General features: G+C 70.4%; 18 protein-coding genes and 1 pseudogene. 8 read left to right on the plus strand and 11 right to left on the minus strand.

Going from position 1 to position 22,344, the window contains the following annotated elements; genetic code table 11:
• Positions 1 to 123 precede the first annotated feature (123 nt).
• From ACLQ2R_RS04175 to dnaA, 9 genes and pseudogenes are all read right to left on the minus strand, one after another.
• Entirely contained in the window at positions 124 to 1,059 is a 936-nt protein-coding gene (locus tag ACLQ2R_RS04175) for a DUF3566 domain-containing protein (RefSeq protein ID WP_425957927.1), read from the minus strand.
• On the minus strand, positions 1,056 to 3,632 hold the full coding sequence (gyrA, locus tag ACLQ2R_RS04180; RefSeq protein ID WP_425957928.1) for a DNA gyrase subunit A: 2,577 nt from the start codon (positions 3,630 to 3,632) through the stop codon (positions 1,056 to 1,058). Before gyrA ends, ACLQ2R_RS04175 begins: the two co-directional genes overlap by 4 nt.
• A gap of 31 nt (positions 3,633 to 3,663) precedes the next feature.
• The gene (gene gyrB / locus ACLQ2R_RS04185; protein ID WP_425957929.1) at positions 3,664 to 5,607 is read right to left on the minus strand and encodes a DNA topoisomerase (ATP-hydrolyzing) subunit B; all 1,944 of its coding nucleotides are present in this window, start codon (positions 5,605 to 5,607) and stop codon (positions 3,664 to 3,666) included.
• A gap of 306 nt (positions 5,608 to 5,913) precedes the next feature.
• On the minus strand, positions 5,914 to 6,522 hold the full coding sequence (locus tag ACLQ2R_RS04190) for a DUF721 domain-containing protein (RefSeq protein ID WP_425957930.1): 609 nt from the start codon (positions 6,520 to 6,522) through the stop codon (positions 5,914 to 5,916).
• A complete protein-coding gene (gene recF / locus ACLQ2R_RS04195; protein WP_386239307.1) occupies positions 6,512 to 7,687 on the minus strand; it encodes a DNA replication/repair protein RecF in 1,176 nt (391 codons plus the stop codon). Before recF ends, ACLQ2R_RS04190 begins: the two co-directional genes overlap by 11 nt.
• Before the next feature lie 112 nt (positions 7,688 to 7,799).
• Complete coding sequence (gene gnd, locus ACLQ2R_RS04200) at positions 7,800 to 8,744, minus strand: phosphogluconate dehydrogenase (NAD(+)-dependent, decarboxylating) (protein ID WP_425958164.1); 945 nt, start codon at positions 8,742 to 8,744, stop codon at positions 7,800 to 7,802.
• A 42-nt stretch (positions 8,745 to 8,786) separates the two neighbouring features.
• A pseudogene (locus tag ACLQ2R_RS04205) lies at positions 8,787 to 9,584 on the minus strand (3-keto-5-aminohexanoate cleavage protein); the annotation flags it as partial.
• Positions 9,584 to 10,726: a DNA polymerase III subunit beta gene (gene dnaN, locus ACLQ2R_RS04210; protein ID WP_425957931.1), complete on the minus strand. Its 1,143-nt coding sequence runs from the start codon at positions 10,724 to 10,726 to the stop codon at positions 9,584 to 9,586. The gene dnaN and the pseudogene ACLQ2R_RS04205, both read right to left, overlap by 1 nt.
• 607 nt (positions 10,727 to 11,333) lie before the next feature.
• On the minus strand, positions 11,334 to 13,115 hold the full coding sequence (gene dnaA, locus ACLQ2R_RS04215) for a chromosomal replication initiator protein DnaA (RefSeq protein WP_425957932.1): 1,782 nt from the start codon (positions 13,113 to 13,115) through the stop codon (positions 11,334 to 11,336).
• A 541-nt stretch (positions 13,116 to 13,656) separates the two neighbouring features.
• On the opposite strand from dnaA, the gene rpmH reads away from it, so the two are divergent.
• From rpmH to ACLQ2R_RS04255, 8 genes are all read left to right on the plus strand, one after another.
• Complete coding sequence (gene rpmH, locus ACLQ2R_RS04220) at positions 13,657 to 13,794, plus strand: 50S ribosomal protein L34 (RefSeq protein WP_184543430.1); 138 nt, start codon at positions 13,657 to 13,659, stop codon at positions 13,792 to 13,794.
• 117 nt (positions 13,795 to 13,911) lie between these two features.
• A complete protein-coding gene (gene rnpA, locus ACLQ2R_RS04225) occupies positions 13,912 to 14,283 on the plus strand; it encodes a ribonuclease P protein component (RefSeq protein ID WP_425958165.1) in 372 nt (123 codons plus the stop codon).
• Positions 14,280 to 14,561, plus strand: coding sequence for a membrane protein insertion efficiency factor YidD (gene yidD / locus ACLQ2R_RS04230; RefSeq protein WP_425582575.1), 282 nt, complete (start codon positions 14,280 to 14,282; stop codon positions 14,559 to 14,561). Before rnpA ends, yidD begins: the two co-directional genes overlap by 4 nt.
• Positions 14,562 to 14,565: 4 nt before the next feature.
• A complete protein-coding gene (yidC, locus tag ACLQ2R_RS04235) occupies positions 14,566 to 15,513 on the plus strand; it encodes a membrane protein insertase YidC (protein WP_425957934.1) in 948 nt (315 codons plus the stop codon).
• Between the two features lie 35 nt (positions 15,514 to 15,548).
• Complete coding sequence (locus ACLQ2R_RS04240) at positions 15,549 to 16,052, plus strand: protein jag (protein ID WP_425957935.1); 504 nt, start codon at positions 15,549 to 15,551, stop codon at positions 16,050 to 16,052.
• Positions 16,053 to 16,368: 316 nt separating this feature from the next.
• On the plus strand, positions 16,369 to 17,079 hold the full coding sequence (gene rsmG / locus ACLQ2R_RS04245) for a 16S rRNA (guanine(527)-N(7))-methyltransferase RsmG (RefSeq protein ID WP_425957936.1): 711 nt from the start codon (positions 16,369 to 16,371) through the stop codon (positions 17,077 to 17,079).
• A gap of 178 nt (positions 17,080 to 17,257) precedes the next feature.
• Complete coding sequence (locus ACLQ2R_RS04250) at positions 17,258 to 18,193, plus strand: ParA family protein (protein WP_425957937.1); 936 nt, start codon at positions 17,258 to 17,260, stop codon at positions 18,191 to 18,193.
• A 72-nt stretch (positions 18,194 to 18,265) separates the two neighbouring features.
• A complete protein-coding gene (locus tag ACLQ2R_RS04255; protein ID WP_425957938.1) occupies positions 18,266 to 19,240 on the plus strand; it encodes a ParB/RepB/Spo0J family partition protein in 975 nt (324 codons plus the stop codon).
• A gap of 523 nt (positions 19,241 to 19,763) precedes the next feature.
• Here ACLQ2R_RS04255 and ACLQ2R_RS04260 read toward each other — a convergent pair.
• Positions 19,764 to 20,822, minus strand: coding sequence for a threonine aldolase family protein (locus ACLQ2R_RS04260; RefSeq protein WP_425957939.1), 1,059 nt, complete (start codon positions 20,820 to 20,822; stop codon positions 19,764 to 19,766).
• 191 nt (positions 20,823 to 21,013) lie between these two features.
• Positions 21,014 to 21,967: a D-alanine--D-alanine ligase family protein gene (locus ACLQ2R_RS04265; RefSeq protein WP_425957940.1), complete on the minus strand. Its 954-nt coding sequence runs from the start codon at positions 21,965 to 21,967 to the stop codon at positions 21,014 to 21,016.
• Positions 21,968 to 22,344 lie beyond the last annotated feature (377 nt).

The raw sequence follows: 22,344 nt of genomic DNA on the forward strand, positions 1-22,344 counted from the left end.
TTGCGCCATGGTTTTCGCGGGCCCTCGCGGTGACCGGGCGCCGCCACGTCCAGCCGCCACGTCCAGCCGCCACGTTCCCCCGCCGGGTCAGGGGGACCCGGCGGGGGGAACGCGGTGGAACGACTACTCGGCCTCGCTGAAGGTGACCTCGACGCCGCCGACCAGGTCGGAGGCGACGTTGTAGATCACCGCTCCGAGGGTGGACAGGGCGGTGATCAGCCCGACGTTGACCGTGCCGATCAGGGCGGTGTAGCCCAGGATGCGGACCGGCTCGAACCAGGACGCCACGTCGATGCCGTTGGTGGGCTTGCCGTCGGCGACGGTCAGCTGGTTGACCAGCTGGATGATGTTCTCGAACACGCCGAGGCCCGACAGCACCATGTAGAGCACGGCGACGGCGATGAACAGCACCACGAAGCAGACCAGCGACACCACGAAGCTGAACTTCATGGCCGACCACGGCTCGATCCGGCGCAGCACCAGGTGCGCCTTGCGGGGCGACCTGGGGGCCGGGGCGTCACCGGGCTTACGGCCCGGCGATCCGTCCGGCGAGGACGAGGACGACATGCTCCCCGGCGACCACGAGGTCCGGCCCTGCTGCCCCGCCTGCTGGCCGGGCTGCGAGGACGGGGACGGCGGCGCGGAGGGCGACGCGGAGGAGGCAGACGACTGCGCGGACGGGCGGGGAGGCGGACCCGACGGCCTGGGCGGCTGCCCGGACGGCCGGCCCGGCTGCCCCGACGGGCCCGGCTGCCCGGACGGACGACCGGGCTGTCCCGAAGGACCCGGCTGCCCCGACGGGCGGGCCGGCTGTCCCGGCTGCCCGGACGGCGGCGACCCGGGACGGATCCGCACCGTGGTCTCGGCCTGCTTGCCCTCGTCGGCCGCCGACACCTTCTTCCGGCCCTTGGAGTCGGGCGCCGGATCCTCGGCCCCCGGCGCGTTGCCGTTGACCGGCGACGATTTCACCTCGGTGCCGTCCGATTCGGCGGTGTTCTCCGTCGCCTTGTCACGTCTCGCCGCGGCGGGGCGTGAGCCCGGCGTCCCCTGAGCGCTCACGGGTTGTCCCCTTCCCCGGTCTCACCGGTCTCCGACACCTCGCCGGTCTCCGGCACTTCGGCGATCTCGGCGAGTTCGGCGACGATCTCGCCGTTCTCCATGGCCTCGGCGGCCTCGGCGTTGCGGGCCAGCGCCACGACGCTGTCCCCCTCCGCGAGATTCATCAGCCGGACCCCCATCGTCTGACGGCCCGACTGCTTGATCTCCCCGGCGCTGGTCCGGATCACACCTCCGGCGGACGTGATCGCGAACACCTCGTCCTCGGGCCTCACCATGACGGCACCCACCAGCTTGCCACGGGCGCTCACGATCTTGGCGGTCAGGACGCCCTTTCCGCCCCTTCCCTGGACAGGGTACTGATCGACGGGGGTGCGCTTGGCGTACCCGCCCTCGGTCGCGACGAGCACGTTGTCGCCGTCGGCGATGCGGTTCATCGACAACAGCTCGTCGCCGTCGAGGAAGCGCATGCCGATCACACCGCTGGTCGCCCTGCCCATCGGCCTCAGCGCCTCGTCCGAGGCGGTGAAGCGGATCGACTGGGCACCGCGCGAGACGAGAAGGAGGTCGTCCTCCTCCGATACCAACCTGGCTGCGATCACCTCGTCATCCTCGCGCAAATTGATCGCGATGAGGCCACCGGTGCGCGGCGAGTCGTACTCTGACAGGCGCGTCTTCTTCACCAGACCGCTCCGGGTGGCGAGCACGAGGTAGGGGGCGACCTCGTAGTCGCGCAGGTCCAGGACCTCCATGACGATCTCGTCCGGCTGCATGGCCAGCAGGTTCGCCAGGTGCTGGCCGCGCGCGTCGCGTCCGGAGTCGGGCAGTTCGTAGGCCTTGACCCGGTAGACGCGGCCCTTGTTCGTGAAGAACAGCAGCCAGTGGTGCGTGGTGGTGACGAAGAAGTGGTCGACGATGTCGTCCTGGCGCAGCTGCGCGCCCCGCACGCCCTTGCCGCCGCGCTTCTGCGCCCGGTACAGGTCGGTGTTGGTGCGCTTGGCGTAGCCGCCGCGGGTGATCGTGACGACCATGTCCTCCTCGGCGAGGAGGTCCTCGATGGACATGTCGCCCTCGTAGGCGATGATCTCCGTCCGGCGCTCGTCGCCGTAGCGGCCGACCAGCTCGGAGAGCTCGTCCTGGATGATCGTGCGCTGCCGCTCGGGCGAGGCGAGGATCGCCTGGTAGGCGGTGATCTGCGCCATCAGCGCGTCGTGCTCTTCGGTGATCTGCTGGCGCTCCAGGGCGGCCAGCTTGCGCAGCTGCATGTCCAGGATGGCCTGCGCCTGGATCTCGTCGATCTCCAGCAGCGTCATCAGGCCGCCCTGGGCCGCCGAGGCCGAGGGCGAGCGCCGGATCAGCGCGATGACGTCGTCCATCCGCTCCAGGGCCTTGAGCAGCGCGCTCAGGATGTGCGCCCGCTCCTCGGCCTTGCGCAGCAGGTAGCGGGTGCGGCGGACCACGACCTCGACCTGGTGGGCCACGTAGTGCCGGACGAACTGGTCGAGCCTGAGCGTACGCGGCACGCCGTCGACCAGGGCCAGCATGTTGGCGCCGAAGGTGGTCTGCAGCTGGGTGTGCTTGTAGAGGTTGTTCAGCACCACCTTGGCGACCGCGTCGCGCTTGAGCACGATCACCAGGCGCTGGCCGACGCGCGAGGAGCTCTCGTCGCGGACGTCGGCGATGCCGGTGATCCGGCCCTCCTTGACGGCCTCGGCGATGGTCAGCGCGAGGTTGTCGGGGTTGACCTGGTAGGGCAGCTCGGTGACGACCAGGCACTGGCGGCCCTTGGCGTCCTCCTCGACCTCGACGATCGCCCGCATGGTGATCGAGCCGCGGCCGGTGCGGTAGGCGTCGTCGATCCCGCGGCGGCCGACGATCAGCGCGCCGGTCGGGAAGTCGGGGCCCTTGACCCGGGCGATGAGCGCCTCGAGCAGCTCCTCGTCGTCGGCGTCGGGGTTCTGCAGGCACCAGGTGATGCCCGAGGCCACCTCCCGCAGGTTGTGCGAGGGGATGTTGGTGGCCATGCCGACCGCGATGCCCGTCGCCCCGTTGACCAGCAGGTTGGGGAAGCGCGAGGGCAGGACGGTCGGCTCCTGGGAGCGCCCGTCGTAGTTGGGGACGAGATCGACGGTGTCCTTGTCGATGTCGCGCAGCATCTCCATGGCGATGGGCGCGAGCTTGCACTCGGTGTAGCGCATCGCCGCCGGCGGGTCGTTGCCCGGCGAGCCGAAGTTGCCCTGCCCGTCGACCAGCGGGTAGCGCAGCGACCAGGGCTGGGCCATCCGCACCACGGTCGCGTAGATCGGCGAGTCGCCGTGCGGGTGGTAGGAGCCCATGACGTCGCCGACGACGCGGGAGCACTTGAAGTAGCCGCGGTCGGGCCGGTAGCCGCCGTCGTACATGGCGTACAGCACGCGCCGGTGCACCGGCTTGAGGCCGTCGCGGACGTCCGGCAGCGCGCGCGAGACGATGACCGACATCGCGTAGTCCATGTAGCTGCGCTGCATCTCGGACTGGATGTCGACCGGCTCGATGCGGTCCACCGGAGGGCCGGGCGGAGTGTTGACTTCCGTCACAGGTCAAGATCCTTTTCTGGTACGGCTACCGCTACACGTCGAGGAAACGAACGTCCCGGGCATTCCTGATGATGAAGGAGCGGCGGGCTTCGACGTCCTCGCCCATGAGCACGCTGAAGAGCTCGTCGGCCTGGGCCGCGTCGTCGAGGGTGACCTGGAGGAGCAGGCGGGTGTCGGGGTTCATGGTCGTGTCCCAGAGCTGGCCGGCGTTCATCTCGCCCAGCCCCTTGAAGCGCTGCACGTTGTCGCGGGGCCTCGGGTCGGGCTTGCCCGCCTCGATCCCGGCCTGGATGACCGCGTCGCGCTCCCGGTCGGAGTAGGCGTAGGAGGCGTCGTCGCCCTTCCGGTCCCACTTGATCTTGTAGAGCGGCGGCTGGGAGAGGTACACGTGCCCGGCCTCGATCAGGGGGCGCATGAACCGGAACAGCAGGGTCAGCAGCAGCGTCGTGATGTGCTGGCCGTCGACGTCGGCGTCCGCCATCAGGATGAGCTTGTGGTAGCGGAGCTTGGCGATGTCGAACTCGTCGTGCACACCCGTGCCCATGGCGGTGATCAGCGCCTGGACCTCGTTGTTCTGCAGGACCCTGTCGATCCGGGCCTTCTCGACGTTGAGGATCTTGCCGCGGATCGGGAGGATCGCCTGGAACTTGGAGTCGCGGCCGCCCTTGGCCGAGCCGCCCGCCGAGTCGCCCTCGACGATGTACAGCTCGCACTTCTCCGGGTCGCTCCACTGGCAGTCGGCCAGCTTGCCCGGCAGGCCGGAGCCCGACTCCAGCAGCGACTTGCGCCGGGTCAGGTCGCGGGCCTGGCGGGCGGCCATGCGGGCGCGGGAGGCCTGCAGGGACTTGGTGATGATGTCCTTGGCCTCGCCGGGGTTGCGCTCGAACCAGTCGCGCAGGTGGTCGTTGCAGGCCTTCTGGACGAACGACTTGGCCTCGGTGTTGCCCAGCTTGGTCTTGGTCTGGCCCTCGAACTGGGGGTCGGCCAGCTTCACCGAGATGATCGCGGTGAGGCCCTCGCGGATGTCCTCACCGGCGAGGTTGTCGTCCTTGCCCTCCTTGAGGAACTTCTGCTCGCGCGCGTAGCGGTTGACGATGGACGTCAGGGCCGCGCGGAAGCCCTCCTCGTGGGTGCCGCCCTCGGCGGTGTTGATCGTGTTGGCGAAGGTGTAGACCGACTCGCTGTAGGAGTTGTTCCACTGCATCGCGATCTCCACCGCGATGCCCTCGCCCTGCTCCTCGAAGTCGATCACCGAGACGTGCGCGGGGTCCTTCTTGGAGTTGAGGTGCTGCACGAAGTCGGACAGGCCGCCCTCGTAGTGGTAGACGACCTCGTTGGGCTCGCCGTTGACGAACTCGGGCCGCTCGTCCCTGATGGAGATCGTCAGGCCCTTGTTGAGGAAGGCCATCTCCTGGAAGCGGCGCGAGAGCGTCTCGAAGTGCCAGGTGGTGGTCTCGAAGATGGTCTCGTCGGCCCAGAAGGTGATCGAGGTGCCGGTCTCGTCGGTCGTCTCGCCCTTGACCAGGGGGGCCGTGGGCCGGGTGTCGACGTAGGTCTGACGCCAGCGGTGACCCTCCGTGCGGATCTCCACCTCCAGCTTGCTGGAGAGCGCGTTGACCACCGAGACGCCCACGCCGTGCAGGCCGCCGGAGACGGCGTAGGACTTGTCGTCGAACTTGCCGCCCGCGTGCAGCACGGTCAGGACGACCTCGACCGCGGGGCGGTTCTCGCCGGGGACGTTGCCGACCGGGATGCCACGGCCGTTGTCGATGACCCGGACGCCGTTGTCGGCGAGCAGGGTGACCTCGATCCGGTCGGCGTGACCGGCCAGGGCCTCGTCCACGGAGTTGTCCACGACCTCGTAGACGAGGTGGTGCAGACCGCGTTCTCCGGTGGAGCCGATGTACATGCCGGGGCGTTTGCGGACCGCCTCGAGCCCTTCGAGAACGGTGATTGAGCTAGCGTCGTAGGACAAGTGCGGAATCCTCCTGCCGCGGACACGCGGCAGGGAGACCTTTGCCCCGCCGTGCCCGTCACCGTCGTGAATGCCCCGATGCGCTCACCCAGGGGAACCGGCATGGACGCCGGGGGTGACACGCAAACGGACGTGTCCGGAATTCGATTTCATTCTAGCGGCTCAGAGCACATCCTGTGGCATTGACGGCCTCTGGAATGGCCTGTCGCGCGACGATCATCGTCGTGAACATCCCCCTACGCGGACGGGGTCCGTCGCGCCAGAGGGGCCACTGATCCGTTTCGAGAGGCCGGATCGGCCCCCGGATCAGCCGTAGGTGTCGCCGGGACCGCGACTTCCGGTGACGCGCAGGCCGCCGTTTCGGCGGGGCCCGTTCTGCGGCCCGCGGACCTTGACCCGCTGCACCGTGCCGTCGCCGAGCTCCTCGTTCAGCCTTCTCACCAGCGTCGGCGCCAGCAGGCGGACCTGGGTGGCCCAGGCCGTGGAGTCGGCGACCACGAGCACCTCGCCGTCGGCGAAGGTCTCCGGCCTGGTGTGGGCGGCCATGTCGGCGCCGACGATCTGCTGCCAGCGGCCGAAGACCCCGCCGACCGCGACAGGCTGCTCCCAGCCCCGGTCGGCCAGCAGGTCGGCGATGGCCCGCCCGAAGAGCTGGGGGTCGCCCGAGTCCCTGCGCTGCCCCGAGGCCCTGCGCCGCGGCTCGCGGCGGGGCAGCTGTCCCCGCTTGGCCGCGTCCGACTTGGCCTGGGCCAGTTTCTCCCTGGCCATCGCCGCGCCCCGGGCGGCCGCGCTCCTCGCCGACCCGGGCGCGACCCCGTCGCCCCCGCCCCCGGTACGGTCGCCGCCCGCACCGGCGCCTTCCGCTCCGGCTCCCGTCCCACCGGTTCCCGGGGCGGGCGAGTCGTCACCGGACACGGGCCACGCCCCCCTCGGTCACGTCGAAACGCCCCCCGACCAGCTCCGCCGGCACGTCGTCGGGGACCGCGGCGGTGATCAGCACCTGCTCGGCGGGGGCGACCATCTCGGCCAGGCGGCGCCTGCGCCTGTTGTCCAGCTCGGCGAAGACGTCGTCCAGGATCAGGACCGGATCGCCGCCGTCGGCCCTGAGCAGGTCGTAGGCGGCCAGCCTGAGCGCCAGCGCGAACGACCACGACTCGCCGTGGCTGGCGTAGCCGCGCGCGGGCAGCTCGCCCAGGCCGAGGAAGAGATCGTCGCGGTGCGGGCCGACGAGGGTCACGCCGCGCTCCAGCTCGGAGGCGCGCACCTCCAACAGGGCCGACCGCAGCATCTCGGCGAGCTTGGCGCGATCGGTGCCGGCCCCGGCGTCCAGGGTGCCGCGGTACTCCAGGTCGGCGGGGGCCGAGTCGGGCGCCAGGCGGGCGTAGGAGGCGGCCACCAGCGGGCGCAGCGTCTCGACCAGCTCCAGCCGGGCGGCGAGCAGCTCGGCGCCGTGCCCGGCCAGGTGGGCGTCCCAGACCTCCAGGGTGCTCAGCGGGTCCCCGGCGCCGGCCTCGGCGAACGCCGCGTCGCTCTCGGCCCGGCGCGGGCTCCTGCCCCGGCCCCTGCGGGCCTGGGCGGCGGTGCGCAGCAGGGCGCCGCGCTGCCTGAGCACCCGGTCGTAGTCGGCGCGCACCCCGGCGAACCGGGGCGTCCTGGCCACCAGGAGGTCGTCGAGGAAGCGGCGGCGCTCGGAGGGGTCGCCCTTGACCATGGAGAGGTCCTCGGGGGCGAACAGCACCGTGCGCAGCAGGCCGACGACCTCGCGAGGGCGGGAGACGGGGGAGCGGTTCAGCCGGGCGCGGTTGGCCCTGCCGGGGTTGATCTCCAGCTCGATCAGCGCGCGCCGGTCCTCGCGCACCACGGACGAGCGGACGATCGCGCGCGCCGCGCCCTGGCGGACCAGCGGCCCGTCGTTGGCGACGCGGTGGCTCGCCTGTGTCGCCACGTACCCCAGCGCCTCGACGAGGTTGGTCTTGCCCATGCCGTTGGGGCCGACGAAGGCCGTGATCCCCGGCTCCATGCCGAGATCGACGGTTTCGTAGGACCGGAAGTCGGTCAGGGAGAGATGGGCGACATGCACCCCAGGAAGATTAGTCGGCCCCGCCGGCCGGCGGGGCGTTCCGCTCCCCCGGGACGCGGTACGGCCCGCGCCGGGCCCGGGGCGGGCGTGGCGCGGGCCGCAGCGGCGAGGGTCAGCCGGTGGCCTCAGGGGGCGGGGCGACGTCGGCGCCGGGGGCGTCGGCGCCCTTCTCGACCGAGCCCGCCCTGGAGGTCACGGCGTGGCCGCCGAACTGGTTGCGCAGGGCCGCGACGACCTTCATGGCCGGCGAGTCGTCCTGGCGGGAGGCGAACCGGGCGTACAGGGCGGCGGTGATCACCGGCAGCGGGACCGCCATGTCGACGGCGGCCTGGACCGTCCAGCGGCCCTCGCCGGAGTCCTGGGCGTAGCCCTCCAGCTGCGACAGGTCCGGGTCCTCGTCCAGGGCGCGGACCATCAGGTCCAGCAGCCAGGAGCGGATGACCGTGCCGTGCCGCCAGCTCTTGAACGCGCCGGGCACGTCCTTGACGATGCCGGAGGCCTCCAGCAGCTCCCAGCCCTCGGCGAAGGCCTGCATCATGCCGTACTCGATGCCGTTGTGGACCATCTTGGCGAAGTGGCCCGCGCCGATGCTGCCGGCGTGCACGAAGCCGTCCTCGCCCTCGGGCTTGAGGGTCTGGAAGACCGGCATCACCCGCTCGACCTCGGCGGCCTCGCCGCCCACCATGAGCGCGTAGCCGTTCTCCAGCCCCCAGACGCCGCCGCTCACGCCGCAGTCGACGAAGCCGATGTTCCTGGCGCTGAGCTCGGCGCCGTGCCTCTGGTCGTCCACGTAGTGCGAGTTGCCGCCGTCGACGATGAGGTCGCCGGGCGACAGCACCTCGGCGAGCGCCTCGATCGTCGCCTGGGTCGCCTCGCCGGAGGGCACCATCACCCACACCGCGCGCGGCGCCTGGAGCCTTTCCGCGAGCTCCTCCAGGCTGGAGACGTCGCTGAGCGCCGGATCGCGGTCGTACCCGACGACGTCGTGGCCGCCGCGGCGCAGCCGCTCGGCCATGTTGCCGCCCATCTTGCCCAGCCCGACCATGCCGATCTGCATACGAGCACCCCCTTCAGGGTTTCGATCATCCACCTGTGCCAGGCGCGCCCGCGCGAGCCTCACCAGCTCGGTGTTCCCGTCGACCGGGTCACCGTCGGGGCCGTGGAGGACGTCCTCCAGGCCGATGCGCGTGGCAAGTCCACGCTGCCCCGCCTCGTCCAGGAGAATCCACGTCGGCTCCCCCTCTCCGTGCAGGAGCCGGGGCCCCGCGACACCGAGCCCGTCGAGGCGGTCCAGGACGGCGCTCGCCCGTGCCACGGCGGTGCCGGCCGGGCCGCCGAGGATCTCCACGAGCACCCGTTCGCACTCCAGGCCGGACGCGGCGAGGGCCTCGGCGCCCTCGGGCGTCCAGACCCCGGCCTCCACGCCGACCCCGAGCCGCCGCAGATCCTTCCACAGGTCGGCGAAGCCGGGCTCGGCGAGGTTCACCGAGGCGAAGTCCGGCAGGCCGGCGGGGCCGAGCGCGGCCCACCCCCGTACGGCCTCCCGCCGTGCGCCGGTGTCCCCCGCGGTCATCCACAGGCCCGTGCTCACCCCGACCGGCAGTCCCGGGCACGCCTCGCGGACGGCGCGGACGGCCGCGCCGACGCAGGCGGCGCTGAGCGACTCCCTGCCCGCCTCGTCGCGCGGATGGATGTGCACGGCGTCCGCACCCGCCCCACGGGCCTCACGGGCCGCCTCAGCGAGCTGCAGGGGGGTCACGGGGAGGGCGGGGTGCTCCCCGGGACGCCTGGCGCCGTTGAGGGACGCCTTGAGCCATGTGGCGGACGGGGCGGACGGGGCCGACAGGGCGGACGCGGCGGATGGAGCGGGCGGGGCGGACCGGGGCGCCCGGGCCATCAGCTGGACAGCCGGATGGGCATGATCAGATAGCGGTAGTCGGGGACGGCCTTGTCGTCGGCGGCGGGCTTGCCCCCGGTGAGGATGGCGGGCTTGGTGGAGGTCGTCATCTGCAGCCGCGCCACGTCCGAGTCGATCGCGCCCAGCCCCTCCAGCAGGAACTGGTGGTTGAAGGCGATGTTGATGTCGTCGCCCTCGAACTCCACCGGCAGCACCTCGACCGCCTGAGCCTCGTCGCCGCTGCCGGCCTCCAGGACGACCTCGTCGCCGCGGAAGGCCATCCGCACCGGGGTGTTGCGCTCGGCGACCAGGGCCACGCGCTTGACCGCCTCGACGAAGGCGGCGGTGGGCAGCTGCGCGCGGGCCGAGAACTCGGTGGGCAGCAGCGAGCGGTACTTGGGGAACTCCGGGTCGAGCAGCCTGGTGGTGGTGCGGCGCCCCGCGCTGGAGAAGCCGATCATGCCCTCGCCGGTCCCGCCGGCCGAGCTCAGCGCGATCTCCACCTCGGCGCCGGTGCCGCCCAGGGCCTTGGCCGTGTCGGCGAGCGTCCTGCCCGGGATCATCGCGATCGCCGAGAAGTCGGGCTGGCCCGGCTGCCACTTCAGCTCCCGCACGGCCAGGCGGTAGCGGTCGGTCGCGGCGAGGGTGACCGTGTCGCCCTCGATCTCCACCCGTACGCCGGTGAGCATCGGCAGCGTGTCGTCCTTGCCCGCGGCCACCGCCACCTGCGCGACGGCCGAGGCGAAGACGTCGCTGCCCACCCGGCCCGCGGCCGGGGGCATCGTCGGCAGCGAGGGGTAGTCCTCCACCGGCATGGTCAGCAGGGTGAACCGGGCGCTTCCACAGGTGACCACGGCCTTGGCGCCCTCCACCACGACGTCCACAGGCTGTGCGGGCAGCGCCCTGGTGATCTCGGCCAGCAGCCTGCCGGAGACGAGCACCACGCCGGGCTCCCCGGTCTGCAGTTCGAGCGTCACCTCGGCGGAGACCTCGTAGTCGAAACCGGAGAGCTTGAGCTGGCCGGTCTCGGTGACCTCCAGACGCATGCCGGCGAGCACCGGCACGGAGGGACGCGCGGGGAGGCTGCGCGCGGTCCACGCCACCGCCTCGGCGAGCACGTCTCGATCGACCCGGAACATCACGTGGATCCGCCTCCTGTGTGTCGAGCTGCGCGCCGGGCGTCGTCCGCGCGGCGCTGGGGTTCGTCTGGGTTCTCGGTGCCTGGGGTTCGAGTGTTCACTGTCGCGCACCTGAACTCTCCCGGAACCCTCTTATGGCTCTTGGGTTTCCTGGTTAGAGATACAGGTGGCCATCGTAATAGGGGGTGTGGATACTGTGGAAAGCCATCGTTTCCGCAGGTCACGTGCTGTTTTTTCATCCACCGGGGCTGTGGGTGACCGCTGTGGACAACTCTTGGTCCTGGGGAGAACCTCGCGGTACCCACAGGCCGTCCCCAGATCCGGGGGTCTTCGTCCCCAAGTTGTCCACGAGGTTTCCCCAGGTTATCCACCGGGTAAGAGACCTTTTTGTCCCTGTGGAAAACTCTCCCCACAGGGCGTCCCCAGGTTATCCACGAGTTTTCCCCAGGTTCTCCCCAGGTTCTCCCCAGAGTCGTCCACAGGTGCCGAACACGGTTCGGCCCTGCGTGTTCATAGATGATCATGGTTGACGGCCGGGAGGTCTTTCCGCCCCCACGGGTCGTTGATCCACAAGGTTTTCCACAGGCTGTGTATCACGCTTGGGACGAACTCACCCATTACGGGACTGTTGCTTGATCCTCGTGGTGAGTTCGTTGACCTGGTTGTAGATCGAGCGTCGTTCCGCCATGAGCGAGCGGATCTTCCGGTCGGCGTGCATGACCGTGGTGTGGTCCCGCCCGCCGAACTGCTGGCCGATCTTCGGCAGCGACATGTCGGTCAGCTCCCGGCACAGGTACATGGCGATCTGACGGGCGGTCACCAGCACCCGCGAGCGCGACCCGCCGCACAGGTCGTCGATGGACAGGCCGAAGTAGGCCGCGGTGGAGGCCATGATCGTGGCGACCGTGATCTCGGAGCCGGCGTCCTCGGTGATCAGGTCCTTGAGCACCACCTCGGTGAGCTGCAGGTCCACCGACTGCCGGTTCAGGCTCGCGAACGCGGTCACCCTGATCAGGGCGCCCTCCAGCTCGCGGATGTTGGTGGAGATGCGGCTGGCGATGTACTCCAGCACCTCCGGCGGCGCGGCCAGCCCCTCCTGGATCGCCTTCTTGCGCAGGATCGCGATCCGGGTCTCCAGCTCGGGCGGCTGGACGTCGGTGATCAGGCCCCACTCGAACCGGTTGCGCAGCCGGTCCTCCAGCGTGACCAGCTGTTTCGGGGCCCGGTCGCTGGAGATGACGATCTGCTTGTTGGAGTTGTGCAGCGTGTTGAAGGTGTGGAAGAACTCCTCCTGCGTCTGCTCCTTGCCCTCCAGGAACTGGATGTCGTCCACCAGCAGGATGTCCACGGCCCGGTAGCGACCCCGGAAGTTGTCGGCCTTGTGGTCGCGGATGGAGTTGATGAAGTCGTTGGTGAACTCCTCCGAGCTCACGTACCGCACCCGCGCGCCGTCGTAGAGGCTCTGGGCGTAGTGGCCGATCGCGTGCAGCAGGTGGGTCTTGCCCAGGCCCGAGTCACCGTAGATGAACAGCGGGTTGTACGCCTTGGCCGGCGCCTCGGCCACCGCGACCGCCGCGGCGTGCGCGAACCGGTTGCTGGAGCCGATCACGAAGGTGTCGAAGGTGTACTTGGGGTTCAGCCTGGCCGGCTCGCCCTGGGTGCGGCTGCCCCGGCCGTCCCACCTGTTCTGCACGGTCCCCGCTCCGCCGGAACCGCCGATGCCGCCGGGCCCGGGGGGAGCCGTGGCCGGCGTGCCCCGGTCGAAGGAGTCGGGCTCGGGCCGAGGTGCCGGTGGCTGCGGAGGGTAGCCGCCCCGGCCGTACCCGGGCCGCTGCTCGGTCTGCGGGGGCCCGCCGGGCGCCTCGGAGGGCAGGTAGGACGGGGGCGGGTCCTCACCCTGCTGGTAGGGGTAGGAGAACGGCTGGTGCTGTGGCTGGTGCTGTGGATAGTCGGTGGACGACGGGTTGCCCGGCACGCCCCCCGGATAGGGGTTCTGCGCGCCGGAACCCCCGTGGTGCTGGGGTCCCGGCGGCTGTGCATAACCCTGCTGGTTCCCGCCGCCCTGTGCATAACCCTGCTGCGGAGCCTGGGGATAAGGGTCCTGGCGGGAGGCCAGACCGGGCTCTGGACCCGCGGCGCTGGGGTCGACCATGACCGCCACCCGCATCGGGCGGCCGAACTCCTGGGAGAGCGCGTGGCTGATCAGGGGACGAAGCTTGTTTTCCAGGACATCTCTGGCGAAATCGGTCGGCGCGGCGAGGACCACGGTGTCGTTCATGAGGCCGAAGGGTCGGGTCATGTTGAGCCAGACCCGCTGCTGGGAGGGAACGTTCTCGTTGAGGGAGTTCTCCAGTGCCCGCGCCCAGACCGCGCTGAGGTCCGTTCCGTCCATGGTCCGGCTCCTCTTCTCCCGACGCGGCCCCCGCCGGCCCACGCGATCCGTTTATCCACATCGATGGCCGCCGGGCGGACCGGATCTCGGCGTCGTCCCCACGTCGGCGTCCCCGCGGACCCGCGTGGGCCCTCACGGGCGCCGCTCGTCATCCACATCGAATCCACAGGTTGTGCACAGTCTCGTACCTGCGGTCCAACGCATCCTTGCAGTGGAGAGAAGGTCTGGAAGGGACGACAGTAGCCGCGTCCACAGCTGTGTACAAGACGTTGTCCACAGCCTAGGGCAGTACGGGCGGGACGATGCGCACATCCTGTGGACGGCGGGGCGCCGGTGGATAACGTGCCTGTGGAAACGTGGATAACCTGTTCTGCACGTGTTCCCGGAAGCCCTCCGGTTTGACCTGGGACGCGCCCGACCCGTAACGTACGACGGTCGGCTTGCCACGCGGCGGCTATTTCGCATGCCCCGCATCCGGCAGGCCAGCCACTGTCGAGCGTCCCCATGTGCTGGGGACGCGTTTTGAGCCTGGAGCCCACTCGTGAGCAAGCGTACTTTCCAGCCGAACAACCGCCGTCGTGCGAAGACCCACGGCTTCCGGCTCCGCATGCGCACCCGCGCCGGCCGCGCCATCCTCGCCGCCCGCCGCCGCAAGGGCCGCGCCGAGATCACCGTCTGACGTATCCGTCGCGCCCCGCTCCGCGAGGCGTGAGGCAGTACGCCCGTCGCCCGCCGGCATCATCACCGCCGGCGGGCGACAGGCGCTACCGCCCAGGGTCGACGAGGTCTTCGGTTGTTGCCGTCCGCGTCCCGCATGCGCCGGGGCGACGAGTTCGCCGGCGCGATCAGAGGGGGAAGCCGAGCAGGCCGCCCCACACTGGTCGCGCATTTCGGCATGCGTGCGGACAAGGACGCCCTCCCCCTGGTCGGATTCGTGGTGAGCCGCGCCGTTGGGGATGCGGTCACCAGAAACAGGGTCAAACGTCGGCTGAGACACCTCATGCGAGACCGTCTCGAACGGCTTCCGCGAGGTAGCCTGCTGGTTGTACGCGCCAACCCACCGGCCGCGTCCGCGCGGAGCGAGCGTCTGGCCGCCGAACTCGACGCCGCGCTGGATCGTTTACTCAGGCGGCCAGAGCCTCGCGGGGCTCGCACGGATGGGCGATGATGACGGCGCAGCAGACCGCTGGGATTTCTCCGGCCGCCAGGATCCTGATGGCTCCGATCCGGTTCTACCGGTCCTTCGTGAGCCCTCTGCTGGGTCCCCGCTGCCGCTTCCACCCCTCGTGCAGTGCCTACGGCCTCGAAGCCGTGGCCGTTCACGGCGCGCTACGCGGCACATGGTTGACGATCCGGAGAATCGGGCGTTGCCACCCATTCCATCCCGGAGGCTTTGACCCGGTGCCCCCGCGCCCGGGCCGGTCCGACGAAACGCAAGGGAGCTAGCTCGGTGGAGCTGTCCTGGCTGAACTGGCTGTACACGGCCGTCGCCCAAGTAATCACCTGGATTCACCAGGGCTACAGCACCTTCATCCCGAAGGACAACGGGCTCAACTGGGCGCTGACCATCGTCACGCTCACCGTGCTGATGCGACTGCTGATCTTCCCGCTCTTCCTCAAGCAGATGCACTCCTCGAAGAAGATCCAGGAGCTGGCGCCCAAGGTCCAGGAGATCCGCGCGCGCTACAAGAACGACAAGCAGCGGATGAACCAGGAGGTCATGGCGCTCTACCAGGGGCAGGGCGCCAACCCGCTGGGGGGCTGCCTGCCGATCCTGGCACAGTTCCCGATCTTCATCTCGATGTTCACCGTGCTCCAGGCCATGGCCGCGGGGCAGGTCAAGTTCGGCATGACCCAGCAGCTGGTGAACGACGCGCGGGCCGCGCACATCTTCGGCGCCCCCATCCCCGCGACGTTCTTCACGAGCTCCGCCGACATCGTCAAGCTGAGCGCCGACCCGATCATCACGAAGGTCGTGCTCGCGATCTTCGTGGCGATCAGCTCGCTGACCACCTTCCTGACCGTCCGGCAGAGCGTGACCCGCGCGATCGCGCAGGCGCCGGACAACCCGATGGCGCAGCAGCAGAAGATCCTGATGTACATCTCGCCGCTGTTCGCGATCTTCTCGCTGAACTTTCCCCTCGGCCTGATCCTCTACTGGGTGACGACGAACGTCTGGACCCTCGGCCAGCAGCACTGGTTCTACAGCCGTAACCCCTCCCCGGTGACCGACGCCAAGGGCAACGTCACGATCCCCGAGCCCAAGCCGGGACTGCTGAGCAAGGTCAGGAAGCCCGCTCCCGAGCCCGAGGCGCCGCCCGTGCCGGAGGTGAAGGTGATCCGCCAGCAGCCCACCCGCCAGCCCCGCAGCAAGCGGAGCGGCAGCAAGAAGTCCTGACGTCCCATCCCGACAGCACGAAGGAGTGGCCGGACGTGACCGAGGCCGAGGCCGAGAAGGAGCCAGCGAAGGCGGCTCCCGATCTCGCCGCCCTGGAGCAGGAAGGCGAGATCGCGGCGGACTACGTCGAGGGTCTGCTCGACATCGCCGACATAGATGGTGACATCGACATGGATGTCGAAGGTGATCGCGCGGTGGTGTCGGTCGTGGACATCAAGGGTGGCGATCTGGTCGGTCCCAACGGCGAGGTGCTGGAGGCCATCCAGGAGCTGACCCGGCTGGCCGTGCACCGGCAGACGGGCGAGCGGTCCCGCCTGATGCTCGACATCGGCGGCTACCGCGACCGCCGGCGGAGCGAGCTGAGCGAGCTCGGCACCAAGGTCGCGGCGGACGTCAAGCGGGACGGCGAGCCCAAGTCCCTGCAGCCGATGACGCCGTTCGAGAGGAAGATCGTGCACGACGCCGTCGCGGCGGCGGGACTGCGGAGCGAGTCCGAGGGCGAGGAGCCCCGCCGTTTCGTGGTCGTCCTGCCCGTCTGAGACCCGGCCAGCCTGTCCGCCCGAGACCTGGCGAGCCCGTCCGTCACCCGGCGAGTCCGCCCGCCTGACGTCCGGGCTCACCGAGTGGTCCGCGCCGATGAGCCCGTGTCCGTGCCGGTGATCCAGAGACCGCCGTCCCCGTACCTCCGGGGGCGGCGGTTTCTCGTTGCCGGGGAGGTGCCGGGGACCCGCCGTGGTGTCGCGGGGCGTTTCCCCGCAGGGCGCGCACGCGCGGCCTGTACGACGACGCCGAGGCGGGCCGTTAGCCTTGAGATCGGCCTGACCCCGACATGTCCAAGGGAAGAGTGAGCGTCGAGTGAGTGACCACATCCCCGAACCGCCCGAGGTCGCGCGTGAGGTCTTCACCGGTGACGCCTGGGTGAGGGCGCAGGCGTTCGCGGAGCTGCTGGCCGGTCCCGGCGTGGTGCGCGGGCTGATCGGCCCCCGGGAGGTGCCGCGCCTGTGGGACCGCCACCTGCTCAACTGCGCGGTGGTCGCCGAGGTCGTACGCCCGGACGTGCGCCTGGTCGACATCGGCTCGGGCGCCGGACTGCCCGGCCTGGTCCTGGCGATCGTACGACCCGACATCACCGTCACCCTGCTGGAGCCGTTGCTGCGCCGGACGGTCTTCCTGGAGGAGTGCGTGGAGTCCCTGCGGCTCGGCAATGTCGAGGTGCTGCGCGGCCGGGCGGAGGAGTTCGCGGGCAGGCGGGAATTCGACGTGGCCTCGGCCCGGGCGGTGGCGCCCCTGGGGCGTCTGCTGAAATGGTCGTTGCCGCTGTTGCGTGAGGGAGGCGAGTTGCTGGCCATGAAGGGCGAGCGCGCCGCCGAGGAACTGGCGGACGCCAAGGAGCAATTGCACACGAGTGACGTACGAACCGCCGAGCTCGCATCAGTCGGGCACGGTAAGGTCGAGCCGCCCGCAACTCTCATCCGGGTGGTCGCCGGTCGAGCTCCCACGGGAGCGCGGAAGGCCTCTGGCCGGAAGGATCGCGCCTCGCGGAGCAAGCGCGAAGCCAGTGGATGAACCGAGCGAAGCGAGTACGAGGCCAGTGAACGACCGTGCGCATTCGATCGCCAGCGCGGCGAGCGGTCTCGGCTGGCCGAAGCACTCCGTGGCTCCGCCGCCTGGACGCCTTTCCGGTCTCGGCTGGCCGGCACCGGCTTCCGGTGCCCCCGCCGGGCCGGTCGAAAGGACGACACCCGTGACCCAGACCCCCCTTAACCCCGGCGACTCGCCGCTGGTACGAGAGGCACTCAGTTCAGTGGTTTCACGTGAAACATCGGCCCAGAAGACCGCCGCCTCCCCTGGAGCCGCCACCGGAGCCGCCGCCGGTGTCCGGGACGGAGACTGGCCCCGGCCCGCCAAGACGCGGATCTTCACCGTGGCCAACCAGAAGGGCGGGGTCGGCAAGACCACGACCTCGGTCAACCTCGCCGCGGCCCTGTCCATGCACGGCCAGCGCGTGCTCGTGGTCGACCTGGACCCGCAGGGCAACGCCTCGACGGCCCTGGCCGTCGAGCACCGCGGTGACGTCCCGGACATGTACAAGGTCCTCGTGGAGGACCTGCCGCTCGCGGAGGTGGTGAAGGAGGTCCCGGACATGCCGGGCCTCTACTGCGCTCCCGCCACGATCGACCTGGCCGGTGCCGAGATCGAGCTGGTCTCCATGGTCGCCCGCGAGGCCCGCCTCCAGCGCGCGCTGACCGCGTACGACGTCACGTTCGACTACATCCTCATCGACTGCCCGCCGTCGCTCGGCCTGCTGACCGTCAACGCGCTGATGGCCGCGAACGAGCTGCTGATCCCGATCCAGTGCGAGTACTACGCCCTGGAGGGCCTCGGGCAGCTGCTGAGGAACGTCGATCTGGTGCGGGCCCACCTGAACCCCACACTCGATCTCTCCACCATCCTCATGACCATGTACGACGGGCGTACCCGACTGGCCTCCCAGGTGGCCGAGGAGGTCCGCTCCCACTTCGGGGCCACCGTGCTGAGCACGCTGATCCCCCGGAGCGTCCGGGTCTCCGAGGCGCCGAGCTACGGCCAGTCCGTCATGACGTACGATCCGGGTTCCAGCGGTGCGATGGCCTACATGGACGCCGCCCGAGAGATCGCATACCGCGCCGTGACGGTATGAGGGCCGGGAGCGTCGCGGTCGTGACCGCGGACATGTCAGTCTGGGTGACACCTTGAAGCCACCGGAGGGGCCGTGAGCAAGCAACCGAGAGGGCTGGGCAGGGGGCTGGGCGCGCTCATCCCGACGGGACCCACCGTCGTCGCGGAGCCGCCGGCGTCGATGACCGTGACGCTGGCAGCTTCCGAGCCGGTGGTGCCGGAGCAGCCGGGTCCCAGAACGGTCGTGGGCGCCTACTTCCTTGAGATCCCGGTCGGGGACATCGTCCCCAACCCGCGTCAGCCCCGGGACGTCTTCGACTCCGAGGCCCTGAGCGAGCTGGCCACCTCGATCAGGGAGGTCGGCCTGCTGCAGCCGATCGTGGTGCGCGCGATGGGCGAGGGCAAGTACGAGCTGGTGATGGGGGAGCGCCGCTGGCGCGCCTCCAAGCTGGCCGGCCTGTCGGAGATCCCCGCGATCGTCAGGAGCACCCAGGAGGACAAGCTCCTGCTCGACGCCCTGATCGAGAACCTCCAGCGCGAGCAGCTCAACGCGCTGGAGGAGGCCGCCGCGTACCGGCAGCTGCTCGACGACTTCGGCGCGACCCACGAACAGCTCGCCACCCGGATCGGCCGCTCCCGCTCGCACGTGACCAACACGATCCGCCTGCTGAAGCTGCCGGCCGCGGTACAGCGCAGCGTCGCGGCGGGGACGATCAGTGCCGGGCACGCGAAGGCCCTGCTCCGGCTGGAGGACCCCGCCGCCCAGGAGCACCTCGCCCGCCGGATCGTGGCAGAGCTGCTCTCGGTCCGCGCGGTCGAGGAGATCGTGGCCGTCGGTGACGCGAAGGCCGCCCCCGCACCGGCTCCGCGTGCCCCCCGGGCGAAGCCCGACGAGGAGCCCGCCCTCCGGCAGCTGGCGGACCGGCTCTCCGACCGTTTCGAGACCCGGGTGAAGGTCGACTTCGGCCGTCGTAAGGGACGCATCGTGGTGGAGTTCGCGACCATCGACGATCTGGAGCGCATCATCGGCACGATGGCTCCCGGGTCACTGCAACCGACGGAGGGGTGACCGGCCGCCTCCGGGTCTCCCGTCGGACGGCGCCTCGGGAGCTCCTGCGGGGCGCCTCGGGATTCTCCTGCGGGCGGCGCCTCGTTCGCTCTTCTCCGATCTCAGACGATCGGCGTTGTTTCACGTGAAACAACGCCGATCGTTTTGTCGTCTGGGGCTCGCGATCGAATCGCGCTACCGAGAGGAGTACTCGTGGGAGGGCGATGTTTCACGTGAAACCTCGACGGGGCGAGTGCGTCCCCCTGCCCGCTGTCCTCGCGTCGACAACGAGAGGCTCCGGAATGGAAGTGTCGACGGGCTTTTCGAAGGCTGTCGGGCTCGTACCGGGAAGCGCGCTCAGGAGTCCCGGATGTGCGGAGAAGGAGAGACGGTGGCCGGGAAGGCGGGTCCGCCCGGAGCCTCGCTTTGGAGGAATGCGCGGAGGAGAGGGCAGAACATCACCCTCGGCGCGGAAGGCTTCGCGAGCGAAGAGAGGAGACCCTCGAACGGCGACGCGCCATGTTTCACGTGAAACACGGGCGGTTCAGGAGCCGGACGCTCCCTGGACGGCGAGCCTGATGTCGGCCACGAAGGCGTCGATGTGCTCGGGGGTGGTGTCGAAGGCGGTCACCCAGCGGACCACGTTCTCGGTGGCGTCCCAGACGTGGAAGAGATAGCGCTGCATCAGCTCCACGACGGCCTTCTCCGGGAGGGCCGCGAAGACGGCGTTGGACTGCACGGGGTAGCGCAGGGAGACGCCGGGAAGATCCGCGATGCCATCGGCGAGCCGGTGGGCCATGGCGTTCGCGTGGGCGGCGTTGTCGCGCCAGAGATCCTCGGTGAGGAGCGCGGTCAACTGGGCGGAGACGAAACGCATCTTGGAGGCGAGCTGCATGCCCTGCTTACGGAGGAAGGGTGCCGAGGCGTCCAGCTCCGGGCGGAGGATCACCAGTGCCTCGGCGCCCATGGCGCCGTTCTTGGTCCCCCCGAAGCTGAGGAGGTCCACGCCCACGTCCGTGGTGAGGGACCGGAGCGAACAGCCGATCTCGGCCGCGGCGTTGGCCAGCCGGGCGCCGTCCATGTGCAGGAAGAGACCGTGCGCGTGCGCGAACTCCGCCAGCTCCGCGATCTCGGCCGCCGTGTAGCAGGTGCCGCACTCGGTCACCTGGGAGATGGAGACGACGCGAGGCTGGGCGTGCTGGATGTTGCCCAGGGCTCCCAGCTCGCCCCGGAGGTCCTCCGGGGAGATCTTGCCGTTCTCCGCGGGGAGGGGGATCAGCTTGACGCCCAGCACGCGCTCCGCGGCGCCACCCTCGTTGGTGTTGATGTGGGCGGTGGCCGGGCAGAGCACCGCGTCGTAGGGACGGAGCGCCAGACCGAGCCCCACGACGTTGGCGCCGGTGCCGTTGAACATCGGGTACGTGGTCGCCTGGGGACCGAACGTGGCGCGGAAGGCGTCCTCCATCGCGACGGTCCAGAGGTCTCCGCCGTACGCGGGGGCGTCACCGGTGTTCGCTTCGAGGACGGCGGCGAGCACCGAGGGGTGCACCCCCGCGTGGTTGTCACTGGCGAAGCTCTTGGGGAATGAGGTGGAGGTCAGCACACGGTCAGCGTACGGGGAGGCCGGACCGTCGTCGCCCGCGCTCCGGCCTCATCCCCCACCTCACCTCACCACCACGGAGCCCCGGGCCCTGCCCTCCCCGGCCTCTCCCGCGCCCTTCTGCCCGGGGATACCGGGGACACCGGGGACACCGGGCAGGTCTGCCCGGGGATATCGGGGATAACGGGCAGAGGTCAGGCGCCCCGGGCCGCGGCCTGCTCCAGCAGAACGCGGCAGAGGGCGCCGAGGTCGTCCCCGGCCGCCTCGGCGGCCATGGGCAGCAGGGAGGTCTCGGTCATGCCGGGAGCGACGTTCACCTCCAGGAAGTGCGGCAGCCCGTCGGCGTCGACGATCAGGTCGGTGCGGGAGACGTCCCGGAGACCAAGGGCGGTGTGCGCGGTCACGGCCATCTCGGCGCAGGCCGCCGAGGCCTCGGGCGAGAGCCGGGCGGGAGCGAAGAACTCCGTGTGCCCGGCGGTGTAGCGGGCCGCGTAGTCGTACACCCCCTCGTTGGGAACGATCTCCACCGGAGGCAGGGCCACGGGCCCTTCCCCGAGGTCCACCACGGAGACGGCGACCTCGACCCCCTCGATACAGCGCTCGATCAGCGCGGTGTCGCCGTAGGCGAAACAGCCGACCATGGCGGCGGGGAGCTCCTCGGCGACGCGGACGATCGAGGCGCCGAGCGCCGATCCGCCCCGGGACGGCTTGACGAAGAGCGGCAGGCCGAGACGCTCCACGATGCGGGCCAGCACCGCGGAGGCGCCGAGGTCGTGGAAGGTCTCCTTGGGCAGGGTCACCGACGCGGGGGTGCGCAGCCCGACCGAGCGGACCACCGTCTTGGCGGTGGGCTTGTCGTAGGCGACCCGGCAGGCGTCGGGACCGGCGCCCACGTACGGCACGGAGAGGAGCTCCAGCACCGAGCGGATGGCGCCGTCCTCCCCGGCGCCGCCGTGCAGGGTCACGAAGACCGCGTCCGGCGGGTCCGCGAGCATGGCGGGGACCAGTGACGCGTCGGTGTCCCGGGTCTCCACGGAGATGCCCGCCCCTCGCAGCACCTCGCTCACGCGGCGGCCAGAACGCAGCGAGACCTCCCGCTCGTAGGAGAGGCCGCCCGCCAGGACGAGCACGTGGCCCAGATCACTCATCAGTTACCTCCAGCGTCCAGACCCCGGCCTCGGGGCCGGGGGGAAACGCGGCGCGGTGCCGCACGAATCGGTGACGTCTCCGGTGGCGACGACGACCGGCACCACACGGGTGAGCGGCGGTCCCCTTCGCCACCGGGCCGGCGGCGAGGAAACCCCGCCGCGCGTCGGCGCAGAAGGTCACCGTACGGCACCGGCGGGGGAAGCTCGCGCCGCCGGTCCCCGGAGACGGTACGCGGCTCATCGGTCGGTTGGTTCACCGGGAGGAGCACCGGCCGGACGACGCGTCGCGAAGAGCGCCGGTCGGGCGGCTCACCGGGAGGAACAGCCACTGGGACGGCTCACCGGGAGGAGCACCGGCCGGACGGCTCATCACGAAG

Origin of the sequence: Streptosporangium sp. DT93 (assembly GCF_049844535.1) — a bacterium.
In the GTDB taxonomy this organism is placed as follows: Bacteria; Actinomycetota; Actinomycetes; order Streptosporangiales; family Streptosporangiaceae; genus Streptosporangium.

Coding starts and splice junctions, on each gene's coding strand:
- yidD (WP_425582575.1), top strand. CDS start 14,280: ATGATGACGGCGCAGCAGACCGCTGGGATTTCTCCGGCCGCCAGGATC.
- dnaA (WP_425957932.1), bottom strand. CDS start 13,115: ATGGACGGAACGGACCTCAGCGCGGTCTGGGCGCGGGCACTGGAGAAC.
- ACLQ2R_RS04265 (WP_425957940.1), bottom strand. CDS start 21,967: ATGAGTGATCTGGGCCACGTGCTCGTCCTGGCGGGCGGCCTCTCCTAC.
- gnd (WP_425958164.1), bottom strand. CDS start 8,744: ATGCAGATCGGCATGGTCGGGCTGGGCAAGATGGGCGGCAACATGGCC.